This is a genomic window from Pseudomonas sp. B21-032 (genome assembly GCF_024748965.1).
Classification (GTDB): Bacteria; Pseudomonadota; Gammaproteobacteria; order Pseudomonadales; family Pseudomonadaceae; genus Aquipseudomonas.
This window is the reverse complement of sequence record NZ_CP087180.1, coordinates 3,399,173-3,413,579: the sequence shown is the minus strand read 5'-3', so window position 1 is coordinate 3,413,579 and position 14,407 is coordinate 3,399,173. Positions and strand designations below refer to the sequence as shown.

Here is a 14,407-nt window from a genome sequence, read left to right as displayed (position 1 = left end):
ATGAAACTCAGCCTGGGACCCGTCCTGTACTACTGGGACAAGGAACAATTGGGGCGTTTCTACAGCGAAATGTCGGCTTTGCCCCTGGATGTGATTTACCTGGGGGAAACCGTCTGCTCGAAACGCCGGGTGATGAACCTCGACCACTGGCTGGGCCTGGGCCGCGAGCTACAGGCCTGCAGCCCGGCGCAGATCGTGCTGTCGAGCCTGACCCTGATCGAAGCTGCGTCCGAGCTCTCCAGCCTGCGCCGCCTGTGCGATAACGGCGAGTTGCTGGTGGAGGCCAACGACATGGGCGCGGTGCAGTACCTGGCCGAGCGCAAGCTGCCGTTCGTGGCCGGGCCGGCGCTCAACCTGTACAACGGCCATGCCCTGGCCAGGCTGCTCGAGTGCGGGATGATCCGCTGGGTGCCGCCGGTGGAGTGCTCGGCGGCGCTGATTCGCGCGGTGCTCGACCAGGCCGTTGAACTGGGCCGTGAACTGCCCGAGGTCGAGGTCTTTGCCTATGGCCACCTGCCGCTGGCCTATTCGGCGCGCTGCTTTACCGCGCGGGCGGAAAACCGGCCCAAGGATGACTGCCAGTTCTGTTGCATCAACTACCCCGATGGCCTGGCCCTGAGCAGCCAGGAAGGCCAGGCGCTGTTCACTCTCAACGGCATCCAGACCATGTCCGCCGAAGTCACCAACCTGCTGGCCGACTATGCCGGGTTGCAAGCCTGCGGCGCCGACCTGCTGCGCCTGAGCCCGCGCGCCCAGGGCATGGCCGAGGTGATCGAGGCCTTTGCCCGGGTGCGCCAGGGCGAGGCGCCGCCGCTCTGTGTCGATGGCTGCAACGGCTACTGGCACGGCCAGGCGGGCATGTTGCGGGTCGAGGAGGTGGGCCTGTGCTGAACCGTACGCAATGGCTGTTGAAAGGCGCCGACAAGGTCCTGCCGTTGGTGCGCAAGGTGCCTTTTGTGATCCAGCGCGTGGCCTTGCAGCAGGCGCTCAACCGCTGCCTGGCCGAGCCCTTGCGCGACGGTGAGTTCGACCTGCTGCGCGGGCGCTGGCTGTGCCTGCGCATCCCTGACCTGGACCTGACCTGGTACCTGACGCGCACCCGCGAAGGCCTGCAGATCGCCGAGCGGGCCAGGGCCGATGTGACCATTCGTGGCAATTGGCGCGAGTTCCTGTTGCTGGCCAGCCGGCAGGAAGACCCGGACACCCTGTTCTTTCGCCGCCGCCTGGTGATCGAGGGCGACACCGAGCTGGGCCTGACCCTGAAAAACCTGATCGACAGCCTCGACCCCGAGGTGCTGCCGGTGTGGTTGTGGCGCAACCTGGAACGCGCCGGCAAGGGCCTGGCAGCAAGCTCTGGGCAGCGCCGGCGCGCGGGCTAGCCCGTGTAGCCGGCCAGCTCGTCGGCTTTGAGGATCTGGATGCTGCGCCGCTCCATGGCGATCAGGCCGCGTTCCACCAGGCGGTGCAGGGTGCGCGAAAAGGTCTCCGGCTGGATCCCCAGCTTGGAGGCCACCAGGCGCTTGGACACCTGCAACTCGAGCCGGCCGCTGTCCGAGTCGCACTCCTGCAGCAAAAAGTTGATCACCCGCCGGCTGGCGCTGGCCGAGGTCAGGGTGTCGATGTCCTTGAGGCGCTGGTGCAGGTGGATGCTCATGCTCGCCAGGATCGCCAGGCACACCTGCGGCTGGTCTTCCAGGGCATTGCGGTAGTGGCCGCCGTCGATGCTGATCAGCAGGCAATCCTTGAGCGCCGTGGCCGTCACCGGGTAGCTGCGCGCCTGGCTGAACAGCAGCGTCTCGGCAAAGGTCTGGCCCGGCTGGATGATCTCCACCAGGTGTTCCTGGCCCTCGGCGCTGAGCCGGTACAGCTTGATCTGGCCGCTGACCAGCAAGAAGAAGCGCTTGGCCGGGTCGCCCTGGTGCATGAGCGTGTCATGACAGCCCAGGCGCCGGAGCATGGCCAGGCTGCAGACGGATTCGAAGACTTTCTCCGGCAGTTGGCTGAACAGGTGATGGCGACGTAAAAGCAGAACGCTAGAAGGGTGGGTCAGCATGGCGTACCTCCGCTGGCGCCTATGGTAGAACCCGTGGCGCCGGCGGCCTATGCCTCTGCCGGTCTACCTCCAAAGGGGCAGTCGCCGGCTCAGGCACTGTGGCGCAGGTGCTCAAGGGCCCACACCGCCGCCTCCACCCGCGAGCGCAGGCCGAGCTTGTGCAGCAGGTTCTTCACATGCACCTTGACCGTGCCTTCGGTGATCCCCAGCTTGTGGCCGATGACCTTGTTGCTGTAGCCGCTGGCGATGGTTTTCAGCACCTGGCGTTCGCGTTCGGTGAGCTCGACGTCGGCCTGGCGCGGCGGTGAGCGCAGGGCCTGGGCCATGACCCGGGTCAGCCCCGGGCTGATCACCAGGGCGCCGTTCATGGCATCGCGGATGTACTGGATCAACAGCTCCGGCTCCATGTCCTTGAGCAGGTAGCCGTCGGCGTCCAGGCGCAGGGCATCGCGGATATCGTCTTCGGCATCGGACACGGTAAACAGCAGCACCTTGCCGGCAAAGCCCTGGCTGCGCAGATGGCGCAGGGTTTCGATGCCGTTCATCTGCGGCATGTTGTTGTCCAGCAGTAGCAGGTCAGGTTGCAGCGGCGCGATCAGGGCCAGGGCTTGTTCGCCGTGGCTGGCCTCGCCGACGATCTCGAAGTCGTCTTCCAGTTCAAGCATCTGGCGAATGCCATGGCGCATCATCGGGTGGTCGTCGACCAGCAGTATCCGGTAGCGCGGGGAGGGGTTCATACAGGGTTACCTTCGTTCAAGTGCCCGAGAAATTCCGGGCGAAATTCCATCTGTACCCGGGTGCCTTGCGGCGTCCGGCCAACAATCTGCAACTGGCCGCGCAGGCTGCGCGCCCGCTCGTCCATGATGTTCAGGCCGTGGTGTTCGCGCAGGTCGTGGGTGGCGCTGAAACCACGGCCATCGTCCTCGATCGACAGGCAGACCTGCTCGCCGTGCTGGCGCAATTGCAGCCAGGCGTTTTGCGCATGGGCATGGCGCAGGCAGTTGGACAGCGCCTCGCGGGTGATCTGCAGAATGTGGATCTGTTCGCTGGCCGAAAGCTCGAAGGCCAGGCTGTCGACGTGCAGGTGCACCTGGAACTCGCCCCGGCGGGAGAACTCCTCGGCGGTGTCCTTGAGTTCCTGCACCAGGCCTGCGTCATGGATCTGCAGGCGAAAGGTGGTGAGCAGTTCGCGCAACTGCCGGTAGGCGTTGTTCAGGCCTTCGCGCAGCTCGGCGGTGACGTTCTCAAGGGTTGCCACCGGCTCGCCACGGCGCATCAGGGTTTGCATGCGGCTGACCTGCAGCTTCATGTACGACAGCGCCTGGGCCAGCGAATCGTGCAGCTCGCGGGCGATGATCGCGCGTTCTTCGAGCAGCACCAGGCGATGGTCCTGTTCGCGCTGGCGCTTGAGCGACAGCGAGGTGCCGATCAGGTTGGCCAGGGCCTGGATCAGCTCGGTTTCCCAGGCTTGCGGCTCGTGGCCGTCGATAAAGTGCGCCTTCAGCTCACCGAGGGTGCTGCCCTGGTTGCTGATGCTGAAGGTATGGCGCAGGGTGCGCTGGTGGCGCTGGCAACTGGCGCAGTCGCTGCTGGCGCAGATCTTGCGGCTGGCGGCGCCATGCAGGGCCAGCAGTTGCTGGGCCGGGGCCTGCAACTGGCCTTGCAGGCACAGCGACAGGCGCAGGCCCGGCAAGCGCTGCTGAAAGCGCCGGATCAGCTCATCCAGGCCCTCGGCGTTGGCCAGCCGCGTGGCCAGGCTGCGGCTGCTCTGGTACAGCAGTTCAAGGGCGGCATTGGCCTGCTGCAGGTTGAGGGTTTTTTGCTGCACCTGGCTTTGCAGCGTGCGGTGCGAGTGTTCGATGGTTTCGGCCATGGCGTTGAAGCGGGTGGCCAATTCGCCGAGTTCGTCTGCCGACTGATGATTGACCCGCGCCTGGAACTCGCCACGGCGAAAGCGCTGGGTGGCGTCGACCAATTCCTTGAGCGGCGTGATGACGTTGTACTGCAGCTCGTACAGGCCGAACAGCAGGACGATCATGGTGGTGAACAGCGCCGCGCCCTGGATCACTTGCTGCCAGCCCTGCTTATGCTCGCTCTGGCGCTGCAGCAGGCTGACGAACTGGTTGAGCTGGTTGACGAAGGGCAGGGTGCTGGCCTGAAACGTGGCGGCGTCGTCGCGCTGCAAGGCCGGCAACAGGGTGTGCTGCCAGTAGTCCTGCAAGCGCTGGTAGCTGGCCTGCAGTTCAAGGTTCTTGCCGTCTTCGAGCACCGCTTGCAGGGCCGGGCTGTTGAGCCGTTGCTGCAGGCTGTCGCGGATGCGCTCAAGCTCGGCAGGCTCGGCACCGGCGGCGAGCTTCCAGCTCAGGTGGTAGGTCTCCATGCGCACCGAGCCTGCGGTATTGATCGCCGCCGCATCGCCCTGGCTGAACCAGGCGATCAGGCCGGCGCTGAGCGAGCTGGCCAGGGCCAGCACGGCAATCAGAATCACCGCCAGGCCGGCGCGCGCGGGCAACGAGCTGCGCAGCCAGCCGATCATGGACGGCGGCCGGGGGCGATGAGTGGAAAGCGGTACATGGAGCACTCCAGGGTGTTGCAGCTGATCGTTTCGCAGCCTTCCCTGGCGCTCTACCTCTAAAGAGTTTGCAACTGTCAGATTTCTTGCGATGGCGCTGAGGAATCTGACAAGGCCCTGATAAATAAAGGGTTTAGAGGTTTTTCGGCGCTACCTCGTTGGAGGTAGGCCGTACAAGCATAGGCCCAGGGGCGCCAGGGCTTCTTTGATCGGGGTCAAGTTTTATCGGGGTTTGCCTCTCTAGTCTGCCGGCCATGGCTACCTGACTGGAGACCCGAGATGACTCAACCGCGAATACGCCAAGGCCTGGTATTGGGCATGAGTACGCTGGCCTTCACCGTCTGCTTCATGGTCTGGATGATGTTTGCCGTGCTCGGCGTGCCGATCAAGGACCTGCTCCAGCTCAACGAAACCCAGTTCGGCCTGCTGGCCGCCACCCCGGTACTGACCGGCTCGCTGGTGCGCCTGCCGCTGGGCATGCTCACCGACCGCTTTGGCGGGCGCAGCGTGTTCTTCCTGTTGATGCTCGCCTGCGTGCTGCCGCTGTACCTGATCAGCCACGCTACGGCGTACTGGCAGTTCCTGGTCCTGGGTTTGTTCGTCGGCCTGGCCGGTGGCTCGTTCTCGGTGGGCATCGCCTACGTTGCCAAGTGGTTCGAGCAGGACAACCAGGGCCTGGCCATGGGCATCTTCGGTGCCGGCAACGCAGGCGCCGCGGTCACCAAGTTCCTCGCCCCGGCGCTGATTGCCGCCGGCAGCTGGCAGCTGGTGCCGAAGGTGTTCAGCGCCATTCTGTTCATTACCGCGCTGCTGTTCTGGTTCCTCAGTGCCGACAACAAGGCCCATCGCAGCGCCAGCGGTGCGAGCCTTGGCGAGCAGCTCAAGGCCCTGGCCGAGCCTGCGGTGTGGCGCTACTGCCAGTACTACTCGATCGTCTTCGGCGGCTACGTGGCCCTGGCGCTGTGGATGACCAAGTACTACGTCCAGGAATACGGCTTCAGCCTGCAAAGCGCGGCGCTGCTGGCCGCCTGCTTCTCACTGCCGGGTGGCGTGCTGCGCGCCGTCGGCGGCTGGATGTCGGACCGCTGGGGTGCGCAGAGCGTGACCTGGTGGGTGCTGTGGGTCAGCTGGATCTGCCTGTTCCTGCTCTCGTACCCGCAAACCCAGCTGCAGGTGCAGACCATCAACGGCCCGCTGGACTTTCACATCGGCCTGAACCCTGCGCTGTTCACCGTGCTGCTGTTCGTCATGGGCATCGCCTTCGCCTTCGGCAAGGCCTCGGTGTTCAAGTACATCGCCAACGACTACCCGCAGAACATGGGCGCGGTGTCCGGCATCGTCGGCCTGGCCGGCGGCCTGGGCGGCTTCATTCTGCCGATCCTGTTCGGCGCGCTGGTCGACCTCACCGGCGTGCGCTCCTCCTGCTTCATGTTGATGTACGGCGTGGTCTGGGTCTCGCTCATCTGGATGTACCTCAGCGAAATCCGCAAGCGCCCGCTGCTGGGTAGGCAGCCTGCAGCCGTAACGCCCCCGTTTTCCAGCATTGCCCAAGGAGAAGACCATGTCGGTTCTTAAACAGCCTGACCAAGGCCCGGTGATTCACGACTGGCGCCCGGAAGACCCCGCGTTCTGGGGGCAAAGCGGCAAGCAGACCGCCACCCGCAACCTGTGGATCTCGATCCCCGCACTGCTGCTGGCCTTTGCCGTGTGGATGGTGTGGAGCACGGTGATCGTGCGCCTGAATGCCATCGGCTTTACTTTCAGCACTGACCAGTTGTTCTGGCTGGCAGCCTTGCCCGGGCTCTCGGGGGCGACCTTGCGGGTGTTCTACTCGTTCATGGTGCCGATCTTCGGCGGCCGGCGCTGGACTGCCCTGAGCACCGCCTCGCTGCTGGCACCGTCGCTGTGGATGGGCTTTGCCGTGCAAGACCCGAACACCCCCTACAGCGTGTTCGTGATCATCGCGCTGCTGTGCGGCTTTGGCGGCGGCAACTTCGCCTCGAGCATGTCCAATATCAGCTTTTTCTACCCCAAGTCGCAGCAGGGCACCGCCCTGGGCCTGAACGCCGGGTTGGGTAACCTCGGCGTTTCGGTGATGCAGTTCTGTGTGCCGCTGGTGATCACCTTCGGCCTGTTCGGCGCCTTCGGTGGCCAGCCGCAGGCACTCGCCGACGGCGGCCAGCTGTGGCTGCAGAACGCCGGTTTCATCTGGGTGCCGTTCATTGTCCTGGTCACGGTGCTGGCCTGGTTCGGCATGAACGACCTGTCCAGCGCCAAGGCCTCGTTCAGCGAGCAGGCGGTGATCTTCAAGCGCAAGCACAACTGGCTGATGTGCTGGCTGTACCTGGCAACCTTCGGCTCGTTCATCGGTTTTTCCGCGGCCTTTCCGCTGCTGATCAAGACCGCCTTCCCGCAGGTCAACGCCCTGACCTTCGCCTTCCTCGGCCCGCTGGTCGGCGCCCTGGTACGCCCGCTCGGTGGCTGGCTGGCCGACAAGCTCGGCGGCGCACGGGTGACCTTGTGGAACTTCGTGCTGATGATCGTCATGGTCTTCGGCGTGCTGGCGTTCATCCCCGCCCAGGGCGAGAGCGGCAACTTCTACGGCTTTCTCGGCATGTTCATGCTGCTGTTCATCACCACCGGCATCGGCAACGGTTCGACCTTCCGCATGATCCCGGTGATCTTTCGCACCCTGCACGAACAGGCCGCCAGCGGCAAAGGCGCCGCCGCCCGCGAACAGGCGCTGAAGAACGCCGGCAAGGAATCGGCCGCAGTGCTGGGCTTCAGCTCGGCGATGGGCGCCTTCGGCGCGTTCTTCATCCCCAAGACCTTCGGCACCTCCATGGCCCTGACCGGTGGCCCGCAGATGGCCTTCTACCTGTTCGTCGGCTTTTACCTGAGCTGCATCGTCGTGACCTGGTGGTGGTACGCACGCAAAGGCGCTGCGACCCCCTGCTGACAGAACCCCGAATTCACACCTTGCCCGGGCGGGGCGCAGAACCCCGCAGCCGCAAGCCTGAGAGGAAAGCACCATGAGTCATTTACTGGATCAACTGCGGTTCTTCAATCGCAAGCAGGGCGAGTTCGCCGACGGTCATGGCGAAACCCGCAAAGAGTCGCGCGACTGGGAGAACGTCTACCGTTCGCGCTGGCAGTACGACAAGATCGTGCGCTCCACCCACGGGGTCAACTGCACCGGCTCCTGCTCGTGGAAGATCTACGTGAAGAACGGCCTGATCACCTGGGAAACCCAGCAGACCGACTACCCGCGTACCCGCAACGACCTGCCCAACCACGAGCCGCGCGGCTGCCCGCGGGGTGCCAGCTACAGCTGGTACATCTACAGCGCCAACCGCCTGAAGTACCCGAAGATCCGCAAGCCGCTGCTCAAATTGTGGCGTGAGGCGCGCCAGAACCTGGCGCCGGTCGAAGCCTGGGCCAGCATCGTCGAGAACCAGGCCAAGGCCGACAGCTACAAGAGCAAGCGCGGCATGGGCGGCTTCATTCGTTCCAGCTGGGATGAAGTCACCGAGATCATCGCCGCCGCCAACGTCTACACCATCAAGCAATACGGCCCCGACCGGGTGGTGGGCTTCTCGCCGATCCCGGCGATGTCGATGGTCAGCTACGCCGCCGGTGCCCGCTACCTGTCGCTGCTGGGCGGCACCTGCCTGAGCTTCTACGACTGGTACTGCGACCTGCCGCCGGCCTCGCCGATGGTCTGGGGCGAGCAGACCGACGTGCCGGAATCGGCCGACTGGTACAACTCCAACTACATCATCGCCTGGGGCTCCAACGTTCCGCAGACCCGCACCCCCGACGCGCATTTTTTCACCGAGGTGCGCTACAAGGGCACCAAGACCGTGGCCATCACCCCCGACTATTCGGAAGTGGCCAAGCTCACCGACCTGTGGCTCAACCCCAAGCAGGGTACCGACGCCGCCCTGGCCCAGGCCTTCAACCATGTGATCTTCAAGGAATTTCACCTCGACCAGCCCAGCGCCTACTTTACCGAGTACGCCAAGCGCTACACCGACCTGCCGGTGCTGGTGCTGCTCAAGCCGATGCTCGGCACCGCGCCGGGCAACGGCTATCAGCCGGACCGCTTCCTGCGCGCCTCGGACCTGGCAAACAACCTTGGCCAGGACAACAACCCCGAGTGGAAAACCATTGCCCTGGACGCCAACGGCGAGCTGGTCTCGCCCCAGGGTTCGATTGGCTACCGCTGGGGCGAGCAGGGCAAGTGGAACATCCTTGCCCGTGAAGGCGGCGAAGGCCGCGAGATCGACCTGACCCTGAGCCTGATCGGTGGCGACGTCGCCGAAGTGGCCTTCCCGTACTTTGCCGGCGAGAGCCACGAGCACTTCCAGCATGTCGCCGGCGACGCCGTGCAGTACCGCCGTGTGCCGGTGCGCAGCCTGACCCTGGCCGACGGCAGCCAGGTCAAGGTCGCCACTGTGTTCGACCTGTCGGCGGCCAACCTTGCCATCGACCGTGGCCTGGGCGGCGCCAACGTCGCCCGCGACTACGATGACGCCAGCGTACCCGGCACCCCGGCCTGGCAGGAGCAGATCACCGGCGTCAGCCGCGAGAAAGCCATCCAGATCGCCCGCGAGTTTGCCGACAACGCCGACAAGACCCGTGGCCGCTCGATGATTATCGTCGGCGCGGCGATGAACCACTGGTACCACATGGACATGAACTACCGCGGGCTGATCAACATGCTCATGCTCTGCGGTTGCGTCGGCCAGACCGGTGGCGGCTGGGCCCACTACGTCGGCCAGGAAAAACTGCGCCCGCAGTGTGGCTGGCTGCCGCTGGCCTTCGGCCTGGACTGGAGCCGGCCGCCACGGCAGATGAACGGCACCAGCTTCTTCTACGCCCACAGCTCGCAATGGCGCCACGAGAAGATGAGCATGCACGACGTGCTCTCGCCGCTGGCCGACAAGCGCGAGTTCCCCGAACACGCCCTGGACTACAACATCCGCGCCGAACGCGCCGGCTGGCTGCCCAGCGCGCCGCAGCTCAACACCAACCCGCTGCACATCTGCCGCGACGCCGCCGCGGCCGGCATGGCGCCCAAGGACTACGTGGTCAAGGGCCTGCACGAAGGCAGCCTGCGCTTTGCCTGCGAGCAGCCGGACAACCCGGTCAACTTCCCGCGCAACATGTTCATCTGGCGGTCCAACCTGCTCGGCTCCTCGGGCAAGGGCCACGAGTACATGCTCAAGTACCTGCTCGGCACCCGTAACGGGGTGATGAACGAAGACATCGGCCAGGTCGGCGACTGCAAGCCGCAAGAGGCCGAATGGGTCGACGACGGCGCCATCGGCAAGCTCGACCTGGTGACTACCCTGGATTTCCGCATGTCTTCGACCTGCGTGTATTCCGACATCGTCCTGCCGACCGCGACCTGGTACGAGAAGGACGACATGAACACCTCGGACATGCACCCGTTCATCCACCCGCTGTCGGCGGCCATTGACCCGGCCTGGGAATCGCGCTCGGACTGGGAAATCTACAAGGGCATCGCCAAGGCCTTCTCGGCCATGGCCGAAGGGCACCTGGGCGTCGAGCAGGACCTGGTCACCGTGCCGCTGATGCATGACAGCGTTGGCGAGCTGGCCCAGCCGTTTGGCGGCACCGACTGGAAAACCGCCGGCGTCGCCCCGCAGCCGGGCAAGAACGCACCGAACCTGCAGGTGGTCGAGCGCGACTATCCGAATATCTACAAGCAGTTCACCTCGCTCGGCCCGCTGCTGGAAAAACTCGGCAATGGCGGCAAGGGCATCAACTGGAACACCGATGAAGAAGTGAAGTTTCTCGGTGAGCTGAACTACCGCGAAGTCGAGGCGGGCATCAGCCAGGGCCGGCCGAAGATCGACACTGCGATCGATGCGGCGGAAGTCATCCTCTCGCTGGCCCCGGAAACCAATGGCCACGTGGCGGTCAAGGCCTGGGCGGCGCTGTCGCAGTTCACCGGCATCGACCACAGCCACCTGGCGCTGTCCAAGGCCCACGAAGCGATCCGCTTTCGCGACATTCAGGCGCAGCCGCGCAAGATCATCTCCAGCCCGACCTGGTCGGGGCTCGAGGACGATCACGTCAGCTATAACGCCGGCTACACCAACGTCCACGAGAACATCCCGTGGCGGACCATCACCGGCCGCCAGCAGTTCTACCAGGATCACCCGTGGATGCAGGCGTTCGGCGAGCAGTTGATGAGCTACCGGCCACCGGTCAACACCCGCACCATCGCCGGGGTGAAAGACAAGCGCAGCAACGGCGAGACCGAGATCGTCCTGAACTGGATCACCCCGCACCAGAAGTGGGGCATCCACAGCACCTACAGCGACAACCTGCTGATGCTCACCCTGAGCCGTGGCGGGCCGATTGTCTGGCTCTCGGAGATTGATGCGAAGAAGGCCGGCATCGAAGACAACGACTGGATCGAGTGCTTCAACGCCAACGGCGCGCTGACTGCGCGGGCGGTGGTCAGCCAACGGGTCAAGGAGGGCATGGTGATGATGTACCACGCCCAGGAACGGATCGTGAACGTGCCCGGCGCCGAGACCACCAAGACCCGCGGCGGCCACCACAACTCGGTCACCCGCGTGGTGCTCAAGCCGACCCACATGATTGGCGGCTACGCGCAACAGGCCTATGGCTTCAACTATTACGGCACGGTCGGCTGCAACCGCGACGAATTCGTCGTGGTGCGCAAGATGGCCAAGGTCGACTGGCTCGACGGCTCGCGCGGCGATGAGCTGCCCCGTCCGCTGCCGACCGAGATGGAATAAGGAGCACTGTCATGAAGATCCGTTCACAAATCGGCATGGTCCTCAACCTGGACAAATGCATCGGCTGCCACACCTGTTCGATCACCTGCAAGAACGTCTGGACCAGCCGCGAAGGCATGGAATACGCCTGGTTCAACAACGTTGAATCCAAGCCCGGGGTCGGCTACCCGAAAGAGTGGGAAAACCAGGACAAGTGGAAGGGCGGCTGGCAGCGCAACGCCAACGGCTCGATCAATCCGCGCATTGGCGGCAAGTTCCGGGTGCTGGCGAACATCTTCGCCAACCCCGACCTGCCGAGCCTGGACGACTACTACGAGCCGTTCGACTTCGACTACCAGCACCTGCACACCGCGCCCCTGGGCGAGCACCAGCCGACCGCGCGGCCGCGCTCGGTGGTGTCCGGCAAGCGCATGGAGAAGATCGAATGGGGGCCGAACTGGGAGGAGATCCTCGGCACCGAGTTCGCCAAGCGGCGCAAGGACAAGAACTTCGACCAGATCCAGGCCGACATCTACGGTGAGTACGAAAACACCTTCATGATGTACCTGCCGCGCCTGTGCGAGCACTGCCTCAATCCTGCGTGCGCGGCGTCCTGCCCGAGCGGGGCGATCTACAAGCGCGAAGAGGACGGCATCGTCCTCATCGACCAGGAAAAATGCCGCGGCTGGCGCATGTGCATCAGTGGCTGCCCGTACAAGAAGATCTACTTCAACTGGAAGAGCGGCAAGTCGGAAAAATGCATCTTCTGCTACCCGCGCATCGAAGCCGGTATGCCTACGGTGTGCGCCGAAACCTGCGTCGGGCGCATCCGCTACCTCGGCGTGCTGCTGTATGACGCCGACCGCATCGCCGAGGTGGCCAGCACCGCCAACGAGCACGACCTGTACGAGAAGCAGCTGGAAATCTTCCTCGACCCCAACGACCCGGCGGTGATCCGCCAGGCCCTGGAGGACGGCGTACCGCAGTCGGTGATCGACGCCGCGCAACGCTCGCCGGTGTACAAGATGGCCGTCGACTGGCAGCTGGCGCTGCCGCTGCACCCGGAATACCGCACCTTGCCGATGGTCTGGTACGTGCCGCCGCTGTCGCCGATCCAGAACGCCGCAGCTGCCGGCACCGTGGGCATGAACGGGGTAATCCCAGACGTCGACAGCCTGCGTATCCCATTGCGCTACCTGGCCAACCTGCTCACCGCCGGTGACGAAAAGCCGGTCAAACGCGCCCTCAAGCGCCTGCTGGCCATGCGCGCTTACAAGCGCGCCGAGCAGGTCGAGGGCGTGCAGGACCTCAAGGTGCTGGAGGACGTCGGCTTGAGCGTCAACCAGGTCGAGGAGATGTACCGCTACCTGGCCATCGCCAACTACGAAGACCGTTACGTGGTACCGAGTGCCCACCGCGAAGAGGCCATGAGCGATGCCTTCGCCGAGCGTTCCGGTTGTGGCTTCAGCTTCGGCAGCGGCTGCAGCGGCAGCTCCGACACCAACCTGTTCGGGGCGAAGAAGGCCAACCGCCGCGACATCCTCAAAACCGTACAGCTGTGGGAGGAATGAGCATGCGCATCCTGAAAGTGATTTCGCTGCTGCTCGATTACCCGAACGAAGCCCTGGTGGCCGGCCGCGACGAGCTGGAGCAGGCGATCATCCAGGCGCGGGAAATCAGCCCGCGCCAGCGCGGCGCGCTGTTCGAGCTGCTGGAACTGATCTGCAACAACGACCTGATGGATGGCCAGGAGCATTACGGCGCGTTGTTTGGCCGTGGCCGTTCGCTGTCGCTGCTGCTGTTCGAGCATGTGCATGGCGAGTCCCGCGACCGTGGCCAGGCCATGGTCGACATGCTCGCCCAGTATGAAGCAGCGGGCTTTGCCATCGGCGTCAAGGAGCTGCCGGACTACATTCCGCTGTACCTGGAATACCTCTCGACTCGCGAAGACCTCGAGGCCCGCGAGGGCCTGGCCGATGTCGCGCACCTGCTGGCGCTGCTTGCCGCACGCCTGGAGGAGCGCGAGAGCGCCTACGCCAGTTGTTTTCGCGCGTTGCTGCAGATTGCCGGCGCCGAGCCGCAGCAGGCGGTGGCTGATTTGCGCGAGCAAGTCGCCGCCGAGCAACGCGATGATTCTCTCGAAGCCCTGGACAAGATCTGGGAAGAGGAGGCGGTGGACTTTCTCAAGGCCGAGCAGCAAGAGCGTTGCAGCTCACTGCAAAGCCCGCCGGGCAAGGCCCGGGAAGAAAGCGCGGTGCCGCTGCACTGGGTCGATTTTCAGCATCAAGGCCAGGCTTCTGCGCCGGCCGGGGAGGTGGGTAATGTCTAAGTGGAACCTGTTGATGTTCGGGGTCTATCCCTATGTCGCCCTGGCGATCTGCTTGCTCGGCAGTTGGGCACGGTTTGACCTTTCGCAGTACAGCTGGAAGGCCGGCTCCAGCCAGATGCTCGACAAGCGCGGCATGCGCGTGGCGAGCAACCTGTTCCATGTCGGCGTGCTGTTCGTGTTGGCCGGGCACTTCGTCGGCCTGCTGACCCCGGCGTCGGTCTATCACCATGTGCTCAGCACCGAGCACAAGCAGCTGCTGGCAATGGTCTCCGGGGGCTTCTTCGGCCTGCTGTGCCTGATCGGCCTGATCATGCTGCTGCACCGGCGCCTGACCGAGCCGCGGGTACGGGCCACCTCCAGCACCTCGGACATCCTGATTTTGCTGGTATTGCTGGCGCAACTGGTGCTCGGCTTGCTGACCATCGTCGCCTCCACCGGCCATATGGACGGCTCGGTGATGGTCATGCTCGCCGACTGGGCGCAGAACACCGTGCTGCTGCGCCCGGTGGATGCGGCGGCGGCAATCGCCCCGGTGAGCCTGGTGTACAAGCTGCACGTGCTGCTGGGCCTGACCCTGTTCGTGCTGTTCCCCTTCACCCGCCTGGTGCACATCGTCAGCGCGCCGGTGTGGTACCTGGGCCGGCGCTATCAAATTGTCCGGCAGAAAGCCTGAG

General features: G+C 64.6%; 11 protein-coding genes. 8 read left to right on the top strand and 3 right to left on the bottom strand.

Translation table 11 applies throughout. The features are described 5' to 3' along the window. Both LOY54_RS15595 and LOY54_RS15590 read left to right on the top strand, forming a co-directional pair. A complete protein-coding gene (locus tag LOY54_RS15595) occupies positions 1–891 on the top strand; it encodes a U32 family peptidase (RefSeq protein WP_258607052.1) in 891 nt (296 codons plus the stop codon). Beyond that, positions 885–1,379 (top strand): SCP2 domain-containing protein, encoded by a 495-nt coding sequence (locus LOY54_RS15590; protein ID WP_045198001.1) that lies wholly within the window; start codon positions 885–887, stop codon positions 1,377–1,379. Before LOY54_RS15595 ends, LOY54_RS15590 begins: the two co-directional genes overlap by 7 nt. On the opposite strand, the gene LOY54_RS15585 is transcribed toward LOY54_RS15590, so the two are convergent. The 3 genes from LOY54_RS15585 to LOY54_RS15575 form a co-directional block, all read right to left on the bottom strand. Further along, positions 1,376–2,053, bottom strand: coding sequence for a Crp/Fnr family transcriptional regulator (locus tag LOY54_RS15585; protein ID WP_258607051.1), 678 nt, complete (start codon positions 2,051–2,053; stop codon positions 1,376–1,378). The genes LOY54_RS15590 and LOY54_RS15585 overlap by 4 nt on opposite strands. 89 nt (positions 2,054–2,142) lie before the next feature. After that, a complete protein-coding gene (gene narL / locus LOY54_RS15580; RefSeq protein WP_258607050.1) occupies positions 2,143–2,790 on the bottom strand; it encodes a two-component system response regulator NarL in 648 nt (215 codons plus the stop codon). Further along, positions 2,787–4,589, bottom strand: a complete 1,803-nt coding sequence (locus tag LOY54_RS15575; RefSeq protein ID WP_258607048.1) for a HAMP domain-containing protein — start codon at positions 4,587–4,589, stop codon at positions 2,787–2,789. The genes narL and LOY54_RS15575 overlap by 4 nt, the downstream gene beginning before the upstream one ends. Before the next feature lie 315 nt (positions 4,590–4,904). Here LOY54_RS15575 and LOY54_RS15570 point away from each other — a divergent pair, with 315 nt between their 5' ends. The 6 genes from LOY54_RS15570 (at position 4,905) to narI (ending at position 14,406) form a co-directional block, all read left to right on the top strand. Beyond that, the gene (locus LOY54_RS15570) at positions 4,905–6,200 is read left to right on the top strand and encodes a nitrate/nitrite transporter (protein ID WP_258607046.1); all 1,296 of its coding nucleotides are present in this window, start codon (positions 4,905–4,907) and stop codon (positions 6,198–6,200) included. Next, the gene (locus tag LOY54_RS15565) at positions 6,187–7,584 is read left to right on the top strand and encodes a NarK family nitrate/nitrite MFS transporter (RefSeq protein ID WP_258607044.1); all 1,398 of its coding nucleotides are present in this window, start codon (positions 6,187–6,189) and stop codon (positions 7,582–7,584) included. The genes LOY54_RS15570 and LOY54_RS15565 overlap by 14 nt, the downstream gene beginning before the upstream one ends. A 73-nt stretch (positions 7,585–7,657) precedes the next feature. Beyond that, positions 7,658–11,425 (top strand): nitrate reductase subunit alpha, encoded by a 3,768-nt coding sequence (locus tag LOY54_RS15560; protein WP_258607043.1) that lies wholly within the window; start codon positions 7,658–7,660, stop codon positions 11,423–11,425. An 11-nt stretch (positions 11,426–11,436) separates the two neighbouring features. Then, entirely contained in the window at positions 11,437–12,975 is a 1,539-nt protein-coding gene (gene narH / locus LOY54_RS15555) for a nitrate reductase subunit beta (protein WP_258607042.1), read from the top strand. Between the two features lie 2 nt (positions 12,976–12,977). After that, a complete protein-coding gene (gene narJ, locus LOY54_RS15550) occupies positions 12,978–13,733 on the top strand; it encodes a nitrate reductase molybdenum cofactor assembly chaperone (RefSeq protein WP_258607041.1) in 756 nt (251 codons plus the stop codon). Further along, on the top strand, positions 13,726–14,406 hold the full coding sequence (gene narI / locus LOY54_RS15545; RefSeq protein WP_195884341.1) for a respiratory nitrate reductase subunit gamma: 681 nt from the start codon (positions 13,726–13,728) through the stop codon (positions 14,404–14,406). Before narJ ends, narI begins: the two co-directional genes overlap by 8 nt. Position 14,407: the final 1 nt, after the last annotated feature.

What these genes read in the sequence shown, in the direction of transcription:
- LOY54_RS15595 (WP_258607052.1), top strand. Translation starts at nt 1, where the DNA reads ATGAAACTCAGCCTGGGACCCGTCCTGTACTACTGGGACAAGGAACAA.
- LOY54_RS15585 (WP_258607051.1), bottom strand. Translation starts at nt 2,053, where the DNA reads ATGCTGACCCACCCTTCTAGCGTTCTGCTTTTACGTCGCCATCACCTG.
- narL (WP_258607050.1), bottom strand. Translation starts at nt 2,790, where the DNA reads ATGAACCCCTCCCCGCGCTACCGGATACTGCTGGTCGACGACCACCCG.
- LOY54_RS15575 (WP_258607048.1), bottom strand. Translation starts at nt 4,589, where the DNA reads ATGATCGGCTGGCTGCGCAGCTCGTTGCCCGCGCGCGCCGGCCTGGCG.
- LOY54_RS15570 (WP_258607046.1), top strand. Translation starts at nt 4,905, where the DNA reads ATGACTCAACCGCGAATACGCCAAGGCCTGGTATTGGGCATGAGTACG.
- LOY54_RS15565 (WP_258607044.1), top strand. Translation starts at nt 6,187, where the DNA reads ATGTCGGTTCTTAAACAGCCTGACCAAGGCCCGGTGATTCACGACTGG.
- LOY54_RS15560 (WP_258607043.1), top strand. Translation starts at nt 7,658, where the DNA reads ATGAGTCATTTACTGGATCAACTGCGGTTCTTCAATCGCAAGCAGGGC.
- narH (WP_258607042.1), top strand. Translation starts at nt 11,437, where the DNA reads ATGAAGATCCGTTCACAAATCGGCATGGTCCTCAACCTGGACAAATGC.
- narJ (WP_258607041.1), top strand. Translation starts at nt 12,978, where the DNA reads ATGCGCATCCTGAAAGTGATTTCGCTGCTGCTCGATTACCCGAACGAA.
- narI (WP_195884341.1), top strand. Translation starts at nt 13,726, where the DNA reads ATGTCTAAGTGGAACCTGTTGATGTTCGGGGTCTATCCCTATGTCGCC.